The following is a 20,691-nucleotide window of genomic DNA, read 5'->3' on the forward strand; positions in this document are numbered from 1 at the left end:
GTCATCGCTCTCCGGCTTCGGAAGCGACCACGACGTGCCCTTCGGCGTCCTCAGAGCGCGTTGTGGGTGAAACGGCCGGCGAGCAGCGTCGCCGCGACGGACATCGTGCGCAGCTCGTCCGGCGTCGCCGTGGACGGGTCGCGCTCGACGATCACGAGATCGGCCGGCTCTCCGACCGCGATGCGGGAGCGTGTGGAGGCCTCGATCGCGGCCTCCACCGGGATGCCCTGCTCGGGATGCCACGGCTCGCGACCGTCCCGCGCGCGGCCGACGGCCGACGCGATCGCAGCCCATGGATCGAGCGGCGCGACGGGAGCGTCGGAGCCGAAAGCGAGACGGGCTCCGGAGGCCAGCAGCGAGGCAAGCGGGAACGCGTGCAGGGAGCGGGCCGCCCACAGCCGATCGGCGACGTCGCGGTCGTCCATCGCGTGCTCGGGCTGCACGCTCGCCACCACACCCAAGGCTGCGAATCGCGGGATGTCGACGGGGTCGATGAGCTGCGCGTGCTCGATGCGGCCTCCCGACCCGAGCCGCTCGAACGCATCGAGCGCCAGCCGGTTCGCCTCGTCTCCGATCGCGTGGACGGCGGGCTCGATACCGCTGCCCACCGCGATCCGGAGATCGTCCAGAAGCTCGCCGGGTGTCAGATTGGCCACCCCCCGACCGCCGTCCGGGTACGGATGCAGGCAGAGCGCCGTCCGGGTGTTCAGCGAACCGTCCGAGATCACCTTGAACGGCCCCATCGTCAGGAGACCGCCGGTGCCCTCGACCGGGTCGCCGGTGCGCAAGCCCAGCCTGATCGCATCCTCCACCCGGTCGCGGTAGACCCCGAACTCGACCCGGATCGACCGGGCGCCCGCCGCGACCCGCCGGCTCCACGTCTCCAGGTTCCAGCCGTATTCGAGATCGACGACCCCGACGACGCCGCGCGCCGCCGCCGCGTCGGCCGCGTCGGACGCCCAGCGATCGAGGACGGCGTCGTCAGATGGTGTGAGCGCGCTCGTGAGGGCGAAGCTCGCATCCTCCCGCAGGAGCGCGCCCTCCACGTCGGGCGCGAAACGGGCGATCGCCGCGGAGTTCAGCCACGAGCAGTGGAGGTCGCCGGCGATCAGCACGACGGGCCTGTCGGCCGCCGCCGCATCGAGGAGCTCGCGGGTCGGGAGGTCGGGCCACAGCGCGTCGTGGAAGCCGAAACCGACGAGGACCTCCGAACCGGAATGCGAAGCGGCATGCGCGCGCACCAGGTCGGCGGCCTCCGCAGCAGAGCTCGCTCTCGACACGTCCAGCCGGCGCGCCGTCTGCGCCCACTGCGTGAAGTGCACGTGCTGATCCCACAGTCCGGGCATCAACCAGCGGCCGTCGAGCGGGACGCGCGCGAGACCGTGGTCGACCGGCGCGCCGGACGGCTGCACCGACGCGATCGACCCGTTGCGAACGACCACGTCCGCGAGCCGATCGCCGCCGGTCAGCCGAGCGCCGGTCAGGACGACGTTCATCGCGCAGCTCGGCGGCGGTCGTGCACGAGCTGCATCTCGCGCAGCAGCGCGGCGCTGGCGTACGGCGAGTCGCCGCCGAGCTCGGTCATGATCGAGTCGACGATGTGGTCGGGCCGGTTCTGGCTCATCTTCTGCTTGGCGACGATCTTCGTCGGCGTCAGACGGAGACCGACCGTGCCCGACGAGATGCGCTCCGCGTAACGCTCGTCCTCCAGCGTGCCGCGCATCCGGCGCGGGTTCGGGAGTTCGCGCTCGAAGTGGTCGACGAGCTTCTCGAGCACCTCGAGGTTCTCCTCCGCGCTCAGGAGCTCCGGCACGCCCGAGAGGTGGATCGCGACGAAGTTCCAGGTCGGCACGGCCGGGTCGGCGTCGTACCACGACGACGAGATGTACCCGTGCGGCCCCTGCACGATGACCAGGAGTTCGTGTTCGCCGAGCTCATGGAGCTGCTCGTCGGGACGACCGACGTGACTGACGATGCTGAGCTCCTCTTGAGTGTCGTCGAGGATCACCGGGTAATGCGAAGCCACGAGACCCGTCGAGGCAGTGCTGACGAAGGTCCCCCACGGGTTCTCGCGGATGATCCGCTCGATCTCGGCGCGTTCGGCGAGGGTGAAGCTGGGATTCTGACGCACGTGATCTCTCCTCGGCTCTCGGCGCACTCGCTCGGGGTCCGCCGAACTGTAACACGGTGGTTCGCCGCCCGGCGGCGGCCCCCTGAAGGCGGGTGAGCGGCAGGGCCGAGGCCGTTGGTAGCTTTCGAGCGGGCCTTCTGACTGCGAAAGGGAACGCCATGACCGCACACGACATCCCCGACACCGCCGAGATCCGCACACGGATGGCCGAGAGCCAGCAGCAGGGACTGACCGCGCTCGGGCTGAAGCCGACCGGTGTGGAGATCTGGGAGGACGGCTATCGCGCCGCGGACGCGGAGGATTCGACCTTCGAGTGGTGGTACTTCGACTGCCAGTTCGACGACGGCTCGACACTCGTCGTGACCTTCTCGAACAAGCCGCACACCGATCCCTCCGGACCGCTCACGCCCACGGTCCTGATCATCCGTCAGCTCGCCGACGGCACGCGGTTGCACCTCGAGCCGACGTTCCCCGCCTCGGAGTTCCATGCGGCGACGGACCGCTGCGACGTGCGGATCGGCCCGAACACCGTCACCGGCGACCTCGACCACTACGTGCTGCACGTGGAGGGCGACGGAATCGTCGCCGACGTCACGATCGACCGCGAGGCGCCGTCGTGGCGCCCGGGCGCCGGCATCAACTACTTCGACTCGGCCCGGACCCACTATCTGGCATGGGTCGTCCCGGTGCCGTACGGGCGTGTCTCCGCGACCATCACCGAGTCCGGAGCGACCACCCAGGTCAGCGGAAGCGCCTACCACGACCACAACTGGGGCAACCACCTGATGGGGTCGTTCCTCGACCACTGGTACTGGGGCCGGGCCCACGTCGCCGATTACACGGTCGTGTATGTGCGCATGACGACGAAGGGCCTCCTGGGCTTCGGCGCGCTGAACATCCCGACCTTCTATCTGGCGAAGGGCGACACGCTCGTCACCGACGACCTGCTGCCGCTGCGGCTGGAGACCAGCGGGGACGTTCCGGGTCCGGGGCACCAGACCTACCCCACGCGGATGGTGTGGTCGTGGTCGTCGGAGCGCGGAACGATCACCATGACGGCGACCGACCCGAAGCTCATCGAGTCGCTCGACATGAGTGTCGCTCGGCGCGGCCTGTCCCGCGTCCTGCACGCCGGCGAGCACCCGATGTACTACGACTTCAATGCGGACTTCGAACTCGACATCGCCCTGGACGACCTGACCGACCAGGTCACCGGGCGCACCCTCTACGAGAAGATGATGTTCCGCTGACCGAGACTCAGGCCTGGTCTTTGGGGCACCAGTAGAGCTTCCGCCCTCCCAGCTCCTCCATCAGGATGTGCGTGCCGCAGACCCGGCACGGCAGTCCCTCGCGCTTGTAGACCCAGTGCCGGTCCTCCCGCTTGGCCATCGCCTTGCGGTACGACTCCTCATCGAGGTCGTCCATCGTCATCATCTGACCGGTCTCGACACCGATCTGCAGCAGGTGCACCCAGTCGCGCCAGAGTGCGCGCACGGTCTCCTCGGGCACGAGCTTGCCCGGCGTGTGCGGGTTCTGCCGCGCGCGGAACAGCAGTTCGGCTCGGTAGACGTTGCCGATGCCGCTGACCACGCTCTGGTCCATCAGCAGCAGGGCGATCGCGGTCGGCTTCTTGCGCACCTTCGTGACGAAGGCCTCCTCAGCCTCCGGGCCGGCGTCGACCTGAGGATCGGGCCCGAGCTTGGCGATCACGGCATCCACCTCGGCGGGGTCGAGCACTTCACAGGCCGTCGGCCCGCGGAGATCGGCGACCGCTGTGTCGGTCAGCAGCCGGACCCGCACCTGCCCGACCGGCTCCGGTGGGAAGGTGTCGATGTCGGCCTCCACCTTCTCGGACTCGGACATGCGCAACCGCGTGCGGCGCGGCGCCCCGATCGAGTGCAGCGAGTTCTCTCCCGCTTCGTCGAGGATCGTGCCGGACTGGTTGGTCTGCCCCATCCGGCCGTTGGCGCTCGCGATGGTCGGATCGATGCTGATGTCGCCGGCGAAGTCCCAGGCACCGTAGATCCCGAGATGGACGCGCAACCAGAGCTCGTTATCGAACTCGAGGAACATCTGCTTGCCCACGGCCTTGGCCGCGACCATCGTGTGCCCGTCGATGCGCATCGCGTCCGCGGCGAACCGGCCCTGCGGGGAGGACACCGCGACGCGGTGACCCACGAAGTTGACCGCGAACTGCTTCGCGATGCGGTGGACGGAATGGCCCTCGGGCATCAGCGGTCCACGTTCTTGCCCGCGATGTCGCCCGTGGCCTCGAACTCGGCCAGCTGTGCGATGCGGCGCACGTGACGCTCCTCGAGGGAGAACGGCTCGGCGATGAAGACGTCGATGAAGCGCGTCGCCTCCTCGACGGTGTGCTGACGCGCTCCGATCGAGATCACGTTGGCGTCGTTGTGCTGGCGCGCCAGCTCGGCGGTGCTCTCGTTCCAGACCAGCGCGGCCCGCACGCCGAGGACCTTGTTCGCCGCGATCTGCTCGCCGTTGCCCGAGCCGCCGAACACCACGCCCAGCGCCTCCACCCCGGCCTGCTGATCGCGCACGACGGCCTTGGCCGCGTTGATGCAGAACGCCGGGTAGTCGTCGATCGGGTCGTACTCCTGCGGACCGTGGTCGACGACCTCATGACCGGCCTCGCGCAGGTGCTGCTGGAGGTGCGTGCTGAACTCGAGACCGGCGTGATCGGTGGCGATGTGGATGCGCATGCTCACAGTCTAGGGAAGGCCGCCGACGCCGCCGCCGCGCCCGCGGCGCGACCTCACTAAGGTGGATTCGGTGGACACGATCCACACCCCATCCGCTTTTCCAAGGAGTCAGCGTTGCCCGGAGAAAACCTCACCCGCATCGAAGCCCAGGAGCGCGCGTCGCTCGTCCGCACCCACAGCTACGACGTGGCCCTCGACCTGACCACGGGTCCGGAGACCTTCCGCAGCACCACCACCATCCGCTTCTCAGCGACGCCGGGTGCCTCGACCTTCATCGACGCGATCACGCGCACCGTCCACTCCGTGGTGCTGAACGGCGTGGAGCTGGACCCTGCCGTGGTCTCCGACGGCGTGCGCATCCAGCTGGACGGCCTGCAGGCCGAGAACGAGCTCAGGGTCGACGCCGACGCGATCTACACCAACACCGGTGAGGGCCTGCACCGCTTCGTCGACCCGGTCGACGGCGAGGTGTACCTCTACTCCCAGTTCGAGGTGCCGGACTCCCGCCGCATGTTCGCGGTGTTCGAGCAGCCCGACCTCAAGGCCGAGTTCACGTTCACCGTCACGGCGCCGGCGCACTGGGCCGTCGTGAGCAACTCCCCCACCCCCGAGCCGACCGACGCCGGCGAGGGTGCGAAGACCTGGTCCTTCGCCCCGACCCCGGTGATCTCCTCCTACATCACGGCCCTGATCGCCGGTCCGTACGAGTCGGTGCACAGCGAGCTGACCAGCCGCGACGGCCGCACGATCCCGCTCGGGGTGTACGCGCGCAAGAGCCTCGCCGGCTTCCTCGACGCCGACTACATCTTCGAGAAGACCCGCGAGGGCTTCGCCTTCTACGAGGAGAAGTTCGACTACGCCTACCCGTTCGAGAAGTACGACCAGCTCTTCGTGCCCGAGTTCAACGCCGGCGCGATGGAGAACGCCGGGGCTGTCACCTTCACCGAGACCTACGTGTTCCGCTCCAAGGTCACCGACGCCATCAAGGAGCGCCGGGTCGTCACGATCCTGCACGAGCTCGCCCACATGTGGTTCGGCGACCTGGTCACCATGAAGTGGTGGAACGACCTGTGGCTGAACGAGTCGTTCGCGGAGTACGCCTCCACCCTCGCCACGGCGGAGGCCACCGAGTGGACCGAGGCGTGGACGACGTTCGCCGCGATGGAGAAGAGCTGGGCGTACAAGCAGGACCAGCTGCCCTCCACCCACCCGATCGTCGCGACGATCAACGACCTGGAGGACGTGCAGGTCAACTTCGACGGCATCACCTACGCGAAGGGCGCCTCGGTGCTCAAGCAGCTGGTCGCCTGGGTCGGCCAGGACGACTTCCTCGCCGGTGTCGCGCAGTACTTCAAGAAGCACCAGCACGGCAACGCCGAGCTGACCGACCTCCTGGTCGAGCTGGAGGCCACCAGCGGCCGCGACCTCACCGACTGGTCGAAGAAGTGGCTCGAGACCGCAGGCGTCAACACCCTCCGACCGGAGATCGCGGTGGACGCCGACGGGACGATCACCTCGTTCGCGATCCTGCAGACCGCGGCAGCCGACTACCCGACGATCCGCCCCCACCGCCTCGCCGTCGGCTTCTACGACCTGGTCGACGGCCGGCTCGTGCGCACCTCGCGCATCGAACTCGACGTGGACGGCGACCGCACCGAGGTCGCCGAGCTCGTCGGCCAGCGGCGGCCCGCGCTCGTCCTCCTCAACGACGACGACCTCGCCTACGCGAAGATCCGCCTCGACGAGGAGTCGCACCGCGTCGCCCTCGAGCACCTCTCATCGATCGAGAGCCCGCTCGCGCGCTCGCTGGTCTGGGGCGCGGTGTGGGATGCCACCCGCGACGCCGAGTCCAGCGCGAGCGACTACGTGCGCCTGGTGCTCGGCAACATCGCGTCGGAGACCGAGTCGACGACGCTGCGCACCACGCTCAACCAGCTGGTGCTCGCCGCGGGGAGCTACGTCGCCCCGGAGCGTCAGAAGCAGACGGGCGAGGAGGCGGCCTCCGCGCTCTGGCAGCTCGCCCGGCAGGCCGAGGCCGGCAGCGACGCGCAGTTCCAGTTCGTCAAGTTCTTCGCGGCGCTGGCCTCCACCCCGGAGCAGCTCGCGACCGTGGCACAGCTGCGCGACGGCTCGCTGACCCTGCCGGGCCTCACGGTCGACACGGACCTGGGCTGGGAACTCCTGATCGCCCTGGTCGCCGGCGGCGCGGCCGGCAACACCGAGGTGGATGCGGCCCTCGCGGAAGACAACACCGCCAACGGCGCGCAGTTCGCTGCGCAGGCGCGCGCGTCGATCCCGACGCTCGAGGGCAAGCAGGCGGCCTGGGACTCGGTGTTCGGCTCGGACAGCCTGCCGAACACGATCGTCCGGTTCACCGGACTCGGCTTCCAGCGGGCGGCGGACAAGGAGGTGCTGGCGGCCTTCGTGGAGCCGTATTTCGCGGCCCTGCAGGACGTGTGGACCTCGCGCACCTACAAGATCGCCGAGTACCTCGTGGCCGGGATGTACCCGGCTCCGCTGGCGAACGCCGCTCTGCGCGACGCGACCCGCGCCTGGCTCGACGCCAACCCCGAGCCGGCCGCGCTCCGCCGTCTGGTGGTGGAGAACCTGGCCGGCGTCGAGCGCGCGCTGGCGGCCCAGGAGCGCGACGCACAGGCGTAGGTCCGAGGGCTGATGTCCGAACGGGGAGCCCGGCCGGTGCCGGGCTCCCCGTTTCGTCGCTGTCAGTCCGGCGAGGCTCCGCCAGGACGACGACGCGGACAGTGGTACTGCGGTTCGATGACGCCGCCCCCGCCGCGGCCCTAGTCTCGGTCTCATGATCCAACTCGACAACCTCACCAAGACGTTCGGGAGCAAAACCGCCGTCGACGGCATCTCGGCGACGATCCAGCCGGGGAAGGTCACCGGCTTCCTCGGCCCGAACGGTGCGGGCAAGTCCACCACCATGCGCATGATCATGGGTCTGGACCGCCCCACCCGCGGCACCGCGACCATCAACGGCAAGCGGTACACCGAGCTGCGCTCGCCGCTCGGAGAGGTGGGTGCCCTGCTGGACGCCAAGGCGGTGCACACCGGCCGAACGGCCTACAACCACCTCCTGGCGATGGCCGCGACCCACGGCATCTCCAAGCGCCGTGTGCACGAGGTGATCGGCCTCACCGGCTTGGAGTCCGTGGCCGGCAAAAGGGTCGGCGGATTCTCCCTCGGCATGGGCCAGCGCCTCGGCATCGCCGCCGCCATGCTCGGCGACCCCGCCACCCTCATCCTGGACGAACCGGTCAACGGCCTCGACCCGGAGGGCGTCCTCTGGGTGCGCCAGTTCGCCCGTCACCTCGCCGGCCAGGGCCGCACCGTCTTCCTCTCCTCCCACCTGATGAGCGAGATGGCCCAGACCGCCGACCACATCATCGTGCTCGGCCGCGGCCGCATCCTCGCCGACGCACCCGTCGACCAGATCCTCGCCGGTGCGACTCGCAGCGCCGTGCGTGTGCGCACTCCCGAGGTCGAGCGCCTCGTCGCGGCGATCAACGGCCCCGACATCACCGTCACCGGCGTGGAGGCTCAGCTGCTCGAGATCAGCGGGATCAGCGCCGCCCAGATCGGCGACGCGGCGGCGGCCTCCGGCATCGCGCTCCACGAGCTCACCCCGCTCAGCGCCTCCCTGGAGGAGGCGTACCTCGAACTCACCCAGGACGACGTCGAATACCACTCGGAGGTCACTCGATGAGCACCGCAACCGCCACCGCCGCACCGCACCAGCACTCGGAGATCGGTCGGCTCAGCTTCCTCCGAGTGCTCCGCTCGGAGTGGATCAAGCTCGTGACCCTCCGGTCCACCTTCTGGACACTCGTGGGCGTCCTCGTCCTGATCGTCGGCCTCTCAGCCCTTCTCTCCGCTGTGGTGCCCGAGGCCTCCGTGCTGGAGCAGCGGGCCGCCTCCGCTCAGGCAGGCTCGGCGTTCGTCACCCGGGCCGCGACCGCCGGTCTCACCTTCGCTCCGCTCGTGATCGCGGTTCTCGGCGTGCTGGCCATCAGCGGCGAGTTCTCCACGGGGATGATCCGTTCCTCCTTCGCCGCCGTTCCTCACCGGTTCCCCGTCTTCGCGGGCAAGGCGATCGTGCTCTTCGTCGTCTCCGGCCTCGTCGGGCTCATCAGCCTCACGGCATCGTGGGCGATCGCGGTGCCGCTCCTGACATCGAAGGGATACAAGGGCGACTTCTTCTCCGATTCGACCCTCTGGTCGATCCTGGGTGGCGCGGCCTTCCTCGGTCTGGTCGCGGTGTTCGCGCTCGGGGTGGGCGCCATCGTCAAGGCCAGCGCCGGCGGGATCGCGATCACTCTCGGCGTCCTGTTCCTGCTCCCGATCATCGTCGCGCTCCTCGAGGCGCTGCTTCCGGCGCAGACCTGGATCCGAGACTGGTCGCACTATCTACTCAGCGAGGGCGGCAACGGCATGGCGGGGCTGGGCAATGGCACGCTCGAGCCGTGGCAGAACATCCTCACCGTGGCCATCTGGGGCGCCGTCTCGTTCATCGTGGGCGCGATCCTGCTGCAGCGGCGGGACGCGTGACCTCCCGGTGACCGCCCCCGAACCCGCCCCGGCCGACCTCGAACTCCCGAGGCCGCCCGGGGCGGTTCGGCGCTTCTTCGCCGCGCACCCGCTCCTGGTGGATGCGTTGGTGGCGGGCGTCTATCTCGTGCCGGCTCTCGGCGAGGGCACCGTGCACATGGTCCAGCACCCGAGCGGGCAGGGGGCGGTCGAACTGCTGCTCGCGGCGGTCGTCGGGACGGCGTTGTTCGCCCGCCGGGTCTACCCGCGCGCCGTCTTCGCCATCGCGCTCGCGGTGCTCGTCCTGAGCGTGTTCGTCGGCCGCAACGTGGACTTCCTGCCGACCGTCTTCGCCTTGTACGCGCTCGCGGTGTATCGCTCGGCGCGCTCGGCCTGGATCGCCTACGCGATCACGGCGGTGGCGACCGTCGTCGTGCTCGTCGTCACCGAGATCGTGGTCGCCGCGCACGTCTTCGGTCCCCTATCGACGGAGGCCATTCCGTCGGGCTTCGCCGCGCTCTCCTTCTGCACGGTCGCCGTGCTGGTCGGCACCAACGTCGGCAACCGGCGCCGGTATCTCGACGCGCTGATCGACCGCGCGCGCCAGTTGGCGCGCGAGCGGGACCAGCAGGCCGAGATCGCCACGGCGGCCGAGCGCAGCCGGGTCGCACGCGAGATGCACGACATCGTCTCCCACAGCCTCACCGTGATGATCACGCTCGCCGACGGATCGGCCGGACTCGTCGCCACCGCTCCGGATCGATCCGCCGAGACGATGCGGCTCGTGGCCGAGACCGGACGGAGCGCGCTCGGAGACATGCGTCGCCTGCTCGGCGTGCTCCGCGCCGGCGACGACGAGAGCGCGGCCCACGCACCGCAACCGGGCCTCGGCGAGCTCGGCGAGCTGGTCGAACGGTTCCGGGCCGCCGGCCTCCCGGTGCGGATCACGGTCTCCGGCGCGCCACCCGCCGATGTCGGTCAGCAGCTGACGGTCTTCCGGGTGGTGCAGGAGGCGCTCACCAACACCCTCCGGCACGGACCTCTCGCCACCGTCGTCACGGTGACGATCGAATTCGGCGACGATCGCATCCACATCGTCGTCGAAGACGATGCGACCGTGCACACCGGCTCCGTCCAGGGGTCGGGCAGTGGACTGCTCGGCCTCCGCGAGCGCGTCGCCCTCTACGGCGGCACACTGGAGGCCGGCCCGCGTCGCGGCGGCGGCTGGCGGGTGGCGGCCGACATCCCGACCGTGGGGCCGGGCGGCACAGCGGTCTCCCCCGCGCCGCAGTCCTCTCCGTCGTCGTCCTCGGCAGCGCCGACCCCGCACTCCGCCGCATCAGCGGCTCCCTCGCTCACCGCACCACCACCCAGGAGTCACGAATGACCGTCCCCCGCACCGAGTCCGACCGGCCTCTGCGCATCCTCCTCGTCGACGACCAGGCGCTCGTCCGCCTCGGCTTCCGGATGGTGCTCGAGGCCGAGGCCGACCTCCACGTCGTCGGCGAGGCCGCCGACGGGGTCGATGCGGTCCGGCTCGCGGTCGAGACCCGGCCGGATGTGATCCTGATGGACGTGCGCATGCCGAACCTCGACGGGATCGAGGCGACCCGGCGGATCGTCGCCGCGAACCCGGCCGCCCGCATCATCATCCTCACGACGTTCGACCTCGACGAGTACGCGTTCGGTGGATTGCGTGCCGGAGCCAGCGGCTTCCTGCTCAAAGACGCGCGACCCTCCGAGCTCACCACGGCCATCCGCGCGGTGGCGACGGGCGACGCCGCCGTCAGCGGCCGGGTCACCCGCGCGATGCTCGAACTCTTCGCCGACCGTCTGCCGGCCTCCGGCGCCGTGCCGGCGGGCCTCGACCCGGCAGCCGCACTGACCCCACGCGAGCGTGAAATCCTGCTCGCGATGGCGGACGGGCTGACCAACGGCGAGATCGGCGCCAAGTTCTTCCTCACCGAATCGACGGTGAAGACGCACGTCGGCCGGGTGCTCTCCAAGCTGCAGCTGCGCGACCGCGTCCACGCCGTGATCTTCGCCTACGACAACGGACTCGTCGAGCGCTGACCACGCCGCCCGGTCCAGCGGACGCCAAGGCCCCGCTCGATAGGATTCCGTGCGTATGGGAATTCTGAAAGCGGACTTCTGGGCCGAAGTCGGGACGTGGCTGACAGCAGCGGGCTGGAACCTGCTGCACGCGGCTCTGATCGTCGTCGGCGCCCTCGTGCTCAGCTGGATCCTGCGGGTGCTGATCCGGCGTGTGGTCAGACAGATCGTCAGCGGGGTGAAGAAGGGGCAGAGCGTCACCGATACACAGGCGCTCGTCGCCTCGCCGCTCGCGGCGGTGCGGGTCGTGCAACGCACCCGCACCCTCGGCTCCGTGCTCAGCAACATCGTCAACGTGACGATCGGCATCATCACGATCATCCTGGTCATCCAGGTGTTCGCACCCGGGGCCCTCACGTCCTTCGCGCTTCTCACGGCCGCCATCGGCGCCGGCCTCGGTTTCGGTGCGCAGAACATCGTCAAAGACGTGCTGAACGGTCTCTTCATGGTCATGGAGGATCAGCTCGGCGTCGGCGATGTGGTCGATCTCGGGTCGGCGACCGGAGTCGTGGAAGCCGTCGGCATCCGCATCACCCAGGTGCGCGACGTCAACGGAACGCTCTGGTTCGTCCGCAACGGCGAGATCCTCCGCGTCGGCAACATGTCGCAGGGCTGGTCGCGCGTGATCGTCGACCTGGCTGTTCCCTACGACGCCGACATCGAGGCGGTCCAGACCGCGATGATGGAGGCCGCGACGGCCCTGGCGACCAGCCCCAAGTGGCGATCCCGCGTCCTCGACAAGCCCGAGCTCTGGGGGCTGGAGTCGGTGTCCGCGGACGCGATGGTCATCCGGATCGTGCTCAAGACGCGCACCACGGCGAAGGACGACGTCTCGCGCGAGCTGCGCCTGCGTCTCAAGCAGGCCACGGACGGACTCGGCATCAAGCTGCCGTCGCTGGAGGCGGTCGTGCTCAGCGGGTTCGACAGTGCAGGCAGCGTCAACGGCGCCAAGCCGCCGCGCACGCGCCCCACTCCCGTGGTGCCGGAGAAGCCGGTGAGCGGACGCAAGGCGCGCGCTGCCGCCAAGCGGGCGCCGAAGGCCGTGGCCGATCCCGGCGCGATCCGCATCCGACCGGCGCTCGAGAGTACGCATGACAGCGGGGCCGGCAGCGCTCCCGCCGCGAACGCCGCTCCGGGCACCGAGGCCGGCCCGGACACGCCCGGCGCTACCCGCGCCCCGCGCGGCCCCAAGCAGCCTCCCGCTCAGCCCCCGACGACGGAGTGAGATGACGACCATCCCCGTGGGGCCGCCCACCGGCCCGTCCTTCTTCGAGCAGATCGGCGGACACGACACGTTCGTCCGCCTCGTGGACACGTTCTACCGCGGAGTCGCCGACGATGCCGTCCTGCGGCCGATGTACCCCGAGCAGGACCTGGGGCCCGCCCGCGAGCGACTCACTCTCTTCCTCGAGCAGTACTGGGGCGGCCCGACCACCTACAGCGCGCAGCGCGGGCACCCGCGCCTGCGGATGCGGCACAACCCGTTCAAGGTGAACCCGGACGCACGCGACCGCTGGCTCGCGCACATGCGGGTGGCCGTCGACGAGCTCGACCTGCCTCCGCTGCAGCAGGAGACGCTGTGGAGCTATCTGGAGCGGGCCGCGTTCGCTATGGTCAACACATTCGAGGATTAGCCCCTCCACCGACGTGCCGAAGGAGACACGCCATGACCCGAGAACCCGACTGCATCGTCGTGGGCGCCGGCCTGGCCGGACTGGTCGCCGCGAGTGAGCTGCTCGACGCCGGCAAGATCGTCACGATCGTCGATCAGGAACCCGCGGCCTCTCTCGGCGGACAGGCGTTCTGGTCGTTCGGAGGCCTGTTCCTGGTCGACTCGCCCGAGCAACGCCGCATGGGCGTGCACGACTCGCTCGCCCTCGCCCGGCAGGACTGGTTCGGCAGCGCCGCGTTCGACCGCGACGAGGACCAGTGGCCCCGGCGCTGGGCGGAGGCCTACCTCCAGTTCGCCGCCGGCGAGAAGCGCGCCTGGCTGCACGAGAAAGGCGTCCGGTTCTTCCCGGTCGTCGGCTGGGCCGAGCGCGGGGACGGGACTGCGGGCGGCCACGGCAACTCGGTGCCGCGCTTCCACATCACCTGGGGCACCGGGCCCGGCGTGCTCGAACCCTTCGTCCGTCGCGTCCAGGCCGCCGCCGCGACCGGACAGGCACAGCTGCTGCACCGGCACCGCGTCGACGAGCTCGTGGTCGAGGACGGGCGCGTCTCGGGCGTGCGGGGCGAGATCCTGAAGCCCGACACCGCCCGGCGTGGGGCCCCGAGCAACCGTGAGCGGATCGGAGACTTCGACCTCCGTGCTCCCGCCGTGGTGGTCGCCGGCGGCGGCATCGGCGGCAACCACGACCTGGTGCGAGCGGCCTGGCCGGAACGGCTCGGCACTCCCCCGGACTTCATGCTGTCGGGAGTGCCTGCGCACGTCGACGGCCGGATGCTCGGCATCGCGGAGAAAGCGGGCGCACACCTCATCAACGGCGACCGGATGTGGCACTACACCGAGGGCATCCAGAACTGGGATCCGATCTGGGAGCGCCACGGCATCCGCATCCTCCCCGGTCCGTCGTCGCTGTGGCTCGACGCCCGGGGCGAGCGACTGCCGGCGCCCCTGTTTCCCGGTTTCGACACGCTCGGCACCCTGGAGCACCTGCGCCGCACGGGATCGGACTACAGCTGGTTCATCCTCACCCAGAAGATCATCGAGAAGGAGTTCGCGCTCTCCGGCAGCGAGCAGAATCCGGATCTGACCGGCAAAGACCTCGGACTGCTCGCCAAGCGGGTCGCGCCGGGCGCGCCCGGCCCCGTCGAGGCGTTCAAACAGAAAGGCGCCGACTTCGTCGTGGCCGACACGCTCGATGAGCTGCTGGCCGGGATGAAGCGGCTCTCGGAGGTGCCACTCGATCTCGACCTCGTCGCCCGCCACGTGCGCGAGCGCGACCGCGAGCTCGACAACGACTTCGGCAAGGACCTGCAGCTGGCAGCCGTCCGCGCCGCCCGCGCCTACCGGGGGGACAAGCTCATCCGGGTCGCGTCGCCGCACAAGCTGACCGACCCGAAAGCCGGCCCGATGATCGCGGTGAAGCTGCACATCCTCACCCGCAAGAGCCTCGGCGGCATCGAGACCGACCTCGACGGGCGGGTACTGTCGGCCGACGGCACCCCGGTTCCCGGCCTGTACGCGGCGGGCGAGGCGAGCGGCTTCGGCGGCGGCGGCGTGCACGGCTACCGGGCGCTGGAGGGCACGTTCCTCGGCGGTTGCCTCTTCTCGGGACGCCAAGCCGGCCGCGCGATCGCGCGAGCGGCCTGAGCACCTCAGCGCCGAATGTCGCTTCCGGAGGGGGCAGCAGCGTGGATGCGCGGCGCACCCCTCGCGGTGGTCAGCCGCGCAGGCTCCAGGCCTGCCGACGGATGAGCGTGTGGCCTCTGCGCGTCGTCAGCCGGGTCCACGGGCCCGTCTCGAGGATGGTCACCGGCTCTCCCTCGGCGAGGAACCCGAGACTCTCCGCAGCGAAGGCGGCGCCGGCCGGAACATACTCCAAGCCCTCGATCGGTCGCCCCCACACCTCTGCGCGCACGCGCTGGACGAGCTGCTCGCCCGTGCCGGTGGGCACGGCGTCCGCCACCTCGGCGATCCCGGCGGCCGCGGTCGACTGCAGCAGCCCGTAGGACGTCTCACCGACCTGACGCCAGCCTCCGCGCGGCGGCGAGATGCCCGCCCAGGTCACCGACGGCGCCTCCATCGGCAGCCGCACGTCCAGGGGCGCGCTCTCGACCGCGCCGTCCAGGGCAGCGTTCTCGTCGCCGCCCTCCTCGTCGACCGCGTTCCGCTCGGACGCCGCCGCCGCATTCTCGGCCGCCTCGCGCACGCGAGCCAGGCGGTCGAGCAGAGAACGGATCGGCACGACCACGTCGAAGGTCACGTCGGGCGCGGTCAGGAAGGTGCGCAGCCCGAGCACCGTGGGCGTCTGATCGAGAAGACCCCGTGGGTACAGGATGGCGGTGTACACGGCCAGCACGCCCGATCCCGCGATCAGGCGCACCGACCCCTCCTCGACGCGGGCGGCCCGAGACAGGTACGTCTGCAGATCGGCGGCGGCGAGGGTGTCCTGGAGAGAAAACGACTGGCTCATCTGCACTCTAAGCTACTAGAGACATCGGACGGAGACACCGTGACAGAGCCCCTGGAGTCGCTGCTCAGCGCACTCGACCTCACCGACACCGGTGCCCGCACCAGCGAGGACATCTTCACCGGGCCGTCCCAGTGGATGCCGCTGGGCCGCGTGTTCGGCGGCCAGGTGCTCGCCCAGTCGATCGTCGCGGCGACACGCACGGTCGACGACGACCGGAGCATCCACTCGATGCACGGCTACTTCCTGCGGCCCGGCGATGTCAACTTCCCGATCACCTTCTCGGTCGACCGGATCCACGACGGCCGCTCGTTCTCCACCCGGCGCACCCAGGCCTACCAGAACGGCCTGCCCATCCTGTCGATGATCGCGTCGTATCAGACCGAGGACGACGGCGTGGAGCACCAGGTCACGATGCCGCAGGGCCTCCCCGACCCCGAGTCGCTTCCCAGTTCAGCGGCGACACTCGAAGACGTCGAGCACCCGGTCGCCCAGTACTGGGCGAGCCAGCGGCCGTTCGACATGCGGCACGTGCCATCGCCTGTCTACCTGTCGGTGGAGGGCCCCCATGTCGCCCACCAGGCCGTCTGGTTCCGTGCCATCGGAACGCTGCCCGACGACCCGGCGCTGCACCGCGCCGCCCTCGCCTACGCGAGCGACTACACCATCATGGAGTCGGTGATGCGCCGGCACGGGGTGGCCTGGGCGACCCCGGGGCTCAAGGCCGCGAGCCTCGACCACGCGATGTGGTGGCACCGGCCGGCGCGCGTCGACGAGTGGCTGCTCTACACTCAGGAGTCGCCGAGCGCCGGCGGCGGCCGCGGGCTCTCCCTCGGCCGGATCTTCAGCCGCGACGGCCGCCTGGTCGCCAGTGTGGCTCAGGAGGCGACCATCCGCGTCCCCTCGTCGGCGTCGCGCGACTGAGCACGGTCCGGTCCGCCGGCGCGCAGCGCCGCTGCGACCTCGCGGCGCTAACCGAACTTGCTCCGCAGCAGCACCGTGCCGTTGACCGCGGCCCGGATGTCGATGGCGGCGATGTCCGAGATCGGAACACTGGTCGTGGCGGTCGGTACGACCGTCGTGCCCTCGGCCGCAGTCCAGGTCGAGATCTGGGTCTGGTGCCCGGCGCGGTCGGTGACCACCATGGCGTACGTCCAGGTGTGGCCTCCGTCGTCGCCGCCGACCTTGGCGTACGAGCAGCGCGAGTCGATCCGGGTACCCCACGGCTCGGAGGTCAGCCGGAGATCGGCGGACAGCGCGCTCGGCTCCACCTGCTCCATGGCGACGCTCGTGCCGGGAGGCGATGACGGGAGCACCGCGGGCAGCGCGATCGCGAGCACGCCCACCAGCACCGCCGCTGCGGCCGCGGCGAGGCCGCCGACCAGCCAACGCGACCGCCTGCGCCGACGTCGCGCCTGGTCGAGCAGCGATGGCAGCACTTCGGCGCCGAGCCCGGCATCGCGCGGCGCCTCCTCGTCGAGGAGGGCGAACGCCTGCTCCCGCGGCACCCGGCCGAGCAGGCCGGGCATCCCCGTCAACTCGGCGACAGCGGTGGCGCAGCGATCGCACGCGTGCAGGTGCTCCTCGAACCGCTTGCGCTCGCCGGGCGAGAGCGAGCCGAGCACGTACGCGGCGTCCCAGGTGGAGAACTCGTCGTGGTTCATCGTTCCGTCACCCCTCGCTCCTGCAGCGACAGCCGCATGGCGCGCAGCCCGTAGTGCAACCGGGACTTGACCGTGCCCTCCGGGATGTCGAGCTCGCGCGCGATCTCCGCGATGGACCGACCGCCGTAGTAGGCGTGGACGATGACCGCGCGGTGCTCGTCGGAGAGCTCGGCCAGAGCGTCGGAGACCAGCCAGGCATCGAGGACCGCATCGGCGCTGTCGTCCGCCGACGGCCGCTCCGGAAGGGTGCCGGTGCCGAACTCGTGCTGGCTGTGCGCGCTGCGCTTGTCGTCGATCACGATGTTGCGCGCCACGGTGAACAGCCAGGCGCGCGCGGACTGCTGGGTCTGGTCCAGGACCGCGGGTCTGCGCCACGCCCGCAGCAGCGTCTCCTGCACGACATCGTCGGCCATCGCCCGGTCGCCGGTGAGGTGGACGACATATCGCCACACGGCTTGCGCGTGCTGGTCGTGCAGCTCCCGCAGCAGACGTGCGTCCTCATCCGGCATGGTCACCTCCTGACGTTAAGCACGGAACCGGTGGTGGAAAAGTTCAGAAGTCGATGAGTGAACCGTCGTGTCCACCGTCTCGTGCCTACGCTAGGAGAAAGCACAGCCGATCAGGAGGATCCCCGATGACCGATTCCACACCGCTCACCCGACGGACCCTCGTCCAGATCGGCGGCGCGTCCGCTGCAGGGGCGGGGGTGCTCCTGCTTGCGGCGTGCACTCCGGGCGGGTCCGGCGCCGCGGACGGGTCGGGCGGCAACGGTACGGCCACCGTCGAGCTGTCGTCGATCCCGGTCGGCGGTGCGGTCTCCGCGTCGCTCGGCTCCACTCCTGTCGTCGTCTCGCAGCCGAAAGCCGGCGAAGTGGTCGCGTTCAGCGCCGTGTGCACACACCAGGGCTGCACGGTGGCGCCGCAGGGCCTGGAGTTCGACTGCCCCTGCCACGGATCGCGCTTCGACGGCACGACCGGCGATGTACTCCAGGGCCCGGCGAGCACGCCGCTCACGAAGCTCAACGCGTCTATCTCGGGAGGCACCGTCACCATCACGTCGTAGCTCCGCGGCCGAGGGGCACGGTCAGCCCTGAAGGTCGTCAGCGCTTGCTGAAGGCGACCGGGTCGTCGAGATACGGGGTCCAGGCGGCGCGCTCGTGGTCGTTGATCCGGCGTGGACGCTGACTCGTGGAGTCGACGAGGACGATCGTGGTCGCGGCGCGCGAGAACAGCGTCCGCGGTTCGGTGCCCTCCGGTGACCACACCTCGTAGTTGACTTCGAGGCTCGCGCCGCCGAGACGTCCGAGCCACAACTGCACGTCGAGCGGTTGCCGCAGATACGGGATCGGTGCGAGGTACTCGATCTCCTGCCGGGCGATCAGCGTGAGGGTGTCGGCGCCGGGCCGGCCGTCGAGGACGGCGGTCGATCCGCCGACCGCCTCGCCGCTGCCCTGACCGGAGTCGTCCGGTGCCCAGAACGCCTCGATGCGCGCCTCCTCGAGGAGGCGCAGCATCTCGGCGTTGTTGACATGACCGTACGCGTCGAGATCGCTCCAGCGCAGCTTGATCGGAACGTGCAGTCGCATCTCGGCCTCAGTCGCGCGTGAGCTTGCGATAGGCCGACCGGTGCGGCTTGGCCGCGTCGGGCCCGAGTCGCTGCACCTTGTTCTCTTCGTACGCCTCGAAGTTGCCCTCGAACCAGTACCAGTCGGACGGATTCTCCTCGGTGCCCTCGTAGGCGAGGATGTGCGTCGCGATGCGGTCGAGGAACCACCGGTCGTGGGTGATCACCACAGCGCATCCCGGGAACTCCAGCAGCGCGTTCTCGAGACTGGACAGGGTCTCGACATCGAGGTCGTTGGTCGGCTCGTCGAGCAGCAGGAGGTTGCCGCCCTGCTTGAGCGTGAGCGCGAGGTTCAGCCGGTTGCGCTCACCGCCCGACAGCACGCCGGACTTCTTCTGCTGGTCCGGCCCCTTGAAGCCGAAGGTGGAGACGTAGGCGCGCGACGGCACCTCGGTCTTGCCCACCTGGATGTAGTCGAGCCCGTCGGAGACGACCTCCCACACGTTCTTGTTGGGATCGATCCCCCCACGGGTCTGGTCGACATAGGAGATCTTGACGGTCTCGCCGACCTTCAGGTCACCGCCGTCGAGCGGCTCCATGCCCACGATCGTCTTGAACAGCGTCGTCTTCCCGACGCCGTTCGGGCCGATCACGCCGACGATGCCGTTGCGCGGCAGGGTGAAGCTGAGACCGTCGATCAGGACGCGGTCGCCGAAGCCCTTGTGCAGGTTCTTCGCGTCGATCACGATCTGGCCGAGGCGGGGCCCCGGCGGGATCTGGATCTCCTCGAAGTCGAGCTTCCTGGTGCGCTCGGCCTCTGCCGCCATCTCTTCGTATCGCGCGAGACGCGCCTTGGATTTCGCTTGCCGGCCCTTGGCGTTGCTGCGCACCCAGTCGAGCTCATCCGACAGGCGCTTGGCCAGCTTGGCGTCCTTCTTGCCCTGCACCTCGAGGCGCTCGCGCTTCTTCTCGAGGTAGGTCGAGTAGTTGCCCTCGTAGGGGTAGAGGTGACCGCGGTCGACCTCGGCGATCCACTCGGCGACGTGGTCGAGGAAGTACCGGTCGTGGGTGACGGCGAGAACCGCGCCGTGGTACTTGGCGAGGTGCTGCTCCAGCCACAGCACGCTCTCGGCGTCGAGGTGGTTGGTCGGCTCGTCGAGCAGCAGCAGGTCCGGCTTCTGCAGCAGCAGCTTGCAGAGCGCGACACGGCGCTTCTCACCGCCCGAGAGGGTGTTGACCGGCCAGTCCCCCGGCGGGCAGCGCAGGGCGTCCATCGCCTGCTCGAGCTGCGAGTCGAGGTCCCAGGCGTCGGCGGCGTCGATCTGCTCCTGCAGCGTGCCCATCTCGGCGAGCAGGGTGTCGAAGTCGGCGTCGGGGTCGGCCAGGAGCCCGGAGATCTCGTTGAAGCGATCGACCTTGCCCTTGATCTCGCCGACGCCCTCCTGCACGTTCTCGAGGACGGTCTTGTTCTCGTCGAGCTCCGGCTCCTGCATCAGGATGCCCACCGTGTAGCCGGGCGTGAGCTTGGCCTCGCCGTTGGACGGGGTGTCGAGACCGGCCATGATCTTCAGGATGGTCGACTTTCCCGCACCGTTCGGGCCGACGACACCGATCTTGGCGCCCGGGAGGAACGCCATCGTGACGTCGTCCAGGATCACCTTGTCGCCGACCGCCTTGCGCGCCCTGACCATCGAGTAAATGTATTCGGCCACTCTTCTTCTAATCTCCCTGTCCTGGACTCGCGCGGACTCGCTCGACCACGGCCTCATCGGCAGCCCGCCTGAACCGGAGGTTCGGGCGACCGCTCGCGGCCCTG

20 protein-coding genes are annotated in these 20,691 nt (G+C 69.8%); 11 read left to right on the forward strand and 9 right to left on the reverse strand.

Translation table 11 applies throughout. The features are described from left to right. Positions 1-50: 50 nt before the first annotated feature. Positions 51-1,496: an amidohydrolase gene (locus Q0Q23_RS06040; protein WP_295120904.1), complete on the reverse strand. Its 1,446-nt coding sequence runs from the start codon at positions 1,494-1,496 to the stop codon at positions 51-53. Beyond that, entirely contained in the window at positions 1,493-2,131 is a 639-nt protein-coding gene (locus Q0Q23_RS06045) for an FMN-binding negative transcriptional regulator (protein ID WP_295120907.1), read from the reverse strand. The genes Q0Q23_RS06040 and Q0Q23_RS06045 overlap by 4 nt, the downstream gene beginning before the upstream one ends. A gap of 158 nt (positions 2,132-2,289) precedes the next feature. Between Q0Q23_RS06045 and Q0Q23_RS06050 the strand changes: the two genes are divergently transcribed. Then, positions 2,290-3,381 carry a hypothetical protein gene (locus Q0Q23_RS06050; RefSeq protein WP_295120910.1) on the forward strand — a complete coding sequence of 364 codons (1,092 nt, stop codon included), beginning with the start codon at positions 2,290-2,292 and terminating at the stop codon, positions 3,379-3,381. Between the two features lie 7 nt (positions 3,382-3,388). On the opposite strand, the gene Q0Q23_RS06055 is transcribed toward Q0Q23_RS06050, so the two are convergent. After that, positions 3,389-4,363 (reverse strand): Fpg/Nei family DNA glycosylase, encoded by a 975-nt coding sequence (locus tag Q0Q23_RS06055; protein ID WP_295120913.1) that lies wholly within the window; start codon positions 4,361-4,363, stop codon positions 3,389-3,391. Beyond that, a complete protein-coding gene (locus Q0Q23_RS06060) occupies positions 4,363-4,851 on the reverse strand; it encodes a ribose-5-phosphate isomerase (protein ID WP_295120915.1) in 489 nt (162 codons plus the stop codon). Before Q0Q23_RS06060 ends, Q0Q23_RS06055 begins: the two co-directional genes overlap by 1 nt. Before the next feature lie 114 nt (positions 4,852-4,965). On the opposite strand from Q0Q23_RS06060, the gene pepN reads away from it, so the two are divergent. The 8 genes from pepN (at position 4,966) to Q0Q23_RS06100 (ending at position 14,827) form a co-directional block, all read left to right on the forward strand. Next, positions 4,966-7,512, forward strand: a complete 2,547-nt coding sequence (gene pepN, locus Q0Q23_RS06065) for an aminopeptidase N (RefSeq protein ID WP_295120918.1) — start codon at positions 4,966-4,968, stop codon at positions 7,510-7,512. Between the two features lie 154 nt (positions 7,513-7,666). Then, positions 7,667-8,578 carry an ABC transporter ATP-binding protein gene (locus Q0Q23_RS06070; protein WP_295120921.1) on the forward strand — a complete coding sequence of 304 codons (912 nt, stop codon included), beginning with the start codon at positions 7,667-7,669 and terminating at the stop codon, positions 8,576-8,578. Next, positions 8,575-9,420, forward strand: coding sequence for an ABC transporter permease subunit (locus Q0Q23_RS06075; RefSeq protein ID WP_295120924.1), 846 nt, complete (start codon positions 8,575-8,577; stop codon positions 9,418-9,420). The genes Q0Q23_RS06070 and Q0Q23_RS06075 overlap by 4 nt, the downstream gene beginning before the upstream one ends. Positions 9,421-9,427: 7 nt before the next feature. Then, positions 9,428-10,786: a sensor histidine kinase gene (locus Q0Q23_RS06080; RefSeq protein WP_295120927.1), complete on the forward strand. Its 1,359-nt coding sequence runs from the start codon at positions 9,428-9,430 to the stop codon at positions 10,784-10,786. Then, on the forward strand, positions 10,783-11,472 hold the full coding sequence (locus tag Q0Q23_RS06085; RefSeq protein WP_295120930.1) for a response regulator transcription factor: 690 nt from the start codon (positions 10,783-10,785) through the stop codon (positions 11,470-11,472). The genes Q0Q23_RS06080 and Q0Q23_RS06085 overlap by 4 nt, the downstream gene beginning before the upstream one ends. 55 nt (positions 11,473-11,527) lie before the next feature. Next, complete coding sequence (locus Q0Q23_RS06090) at positions 11,528-12,736, forward strand: mechanosensitive ion channel family protein (protein WP_295120933.1); 1,209 nt, start codon at positions 11,528-11,530, stop codon at positions 12,734-12,736. 1 nt (position 12,737) lies between these two features. Next, complete coding sequence (locus Q0Q23_RS06095; protein ID WP_295120936.1) at positions 12,738-13,145, forward strand: globin; 408 nt, start codon at positions 12,738-12,740, stop codon at positions 13,143-13,145. A 32-nt stretch (positions 13,146-13,177) separates the two neighbouring features. After that, the gene (locus tag Q0Q23_RS06100; RefSeq protein ID WP_295120938.1) at positions 13,178-14,827 is read left to right on the forward strand and encodes an FAD-binding dehydrogenase; all 1,650 of its coding nucleotides are present in this window, start codon (positions 13,178-13,180) and stop codon (positions 14,825-14,827) included. A gap of 70 nt (positions 14,828-14,897) precedes the next feature. Here Q0Q23_RS06100 and Q0Q23_RS06105 read toward each other — a convergent pair whose 3' ends face one another. Continuing rightward, on the reverse strand, positions 14,898-15,650 hold the full coding sequence (locus Q0Q23_RS06105; protein ID WP_295120941.1) for a hypothetical protein: 753 nt from the start codon (positions 15,648-15,650) through the stop codon (positions 14,898-14,900). Between the two features lie 39 nt (positions 15,651-15,689). Between Q0Q23_RS06105 and Q0Q23_RS06110 the strand changes: the two genes are divergently transcribed. Next, a complete protein-coding gene (locus Q0Q23_RS06110; RefSeq protein ID WP_295120944.1) occupies positions 15,690-16,571 on the forward strand; it encodes an acyl-CoA thioesterase II in 882 nt (293 codons plus the stop codon). A 47-nt stretch (positions 16,572-16,618) separates the two neighbouring features. Here Q0Q23_RS06110 and Q0Q23_RS06115 read toward each other — a convergent pair whose 3' ends face one another. Next, entirely contained in the window at positions 16,619-17,311 is a 693-nt protein-coding gene (locus tag Q0Q23_RS06115) for an anti-sigma factor (protein ID WP_295120947.1), read from the reverse strand. Beyond that, entirely contained in the window at positions 17,308-17,820 is a 513-nt protein-coding gene (locus tag Q0Q23_RS06120) for a sigma-70 family RNA polymerase sigma factor (RefSeq protein ID WP_295120950.1), read from the reverse strand. The genes Q0Q23_RS06115 and Q0Q23_RS06120 overlap by 4 nt, the downstream gene beginning before the upstream one ends. Positions 17,821-17,945: 125 nt before the next feature. Between Q0Q23_RS06120 and Q0Q23_RS06125 the strand changes: the two genes are divergently transcribed. After that, entirely contained in the window at positions 17,946-18,374 is a 429-nt protein-coding gene (locus Q0Q23_RS06125) for a ubiquinol-cytochrome c reductase iron-sulfur subunit (RefSeq protein ID WP_295120953.1), read from the forward strand. A 37-nt stretch (positions 18,375-18,411) separates the two neighbouring features. Here the strand turns inward: Q0Q23_RS06125 and Q0Q23_RS06130 are convergent, their stop codons facing one another. Beyond that, on the reverse strand, positions 18,412-18,897 hold the full coding sequence (locus Q0Q23_RS06130; RefSeq protein WP_295120955.1) for a thioesterase family protein: 486 nt from the start codon (positions 18,895-18,897) through the stop codon (positions 18,412-18,414). 7 nt (positions 18,898-18,904) lie between these two features. After that, entirely contained in the window at positions 18,905-20,587 is a 1,683-nt protein-coding gene (gene ettA / locus Q0Q23_RS06135; RefSeq protein ID WP_295120958.1) for an energy-dependent translational throttle protein EttA, read from the reverse strand. Positions 20,588-20,691 lie beyond the last annotated feature (104 nt).

It is taken from the genome of uncultured Leifsonia sp. (assembly GCF_945957465.1).
In the GTDB taxonomy this organism is placed as follows: domain Bacteria; phylum Actinomycetota; class Actinomycetes; order Actinomycetales; family Microbacteriaceae; genus Leifsonia.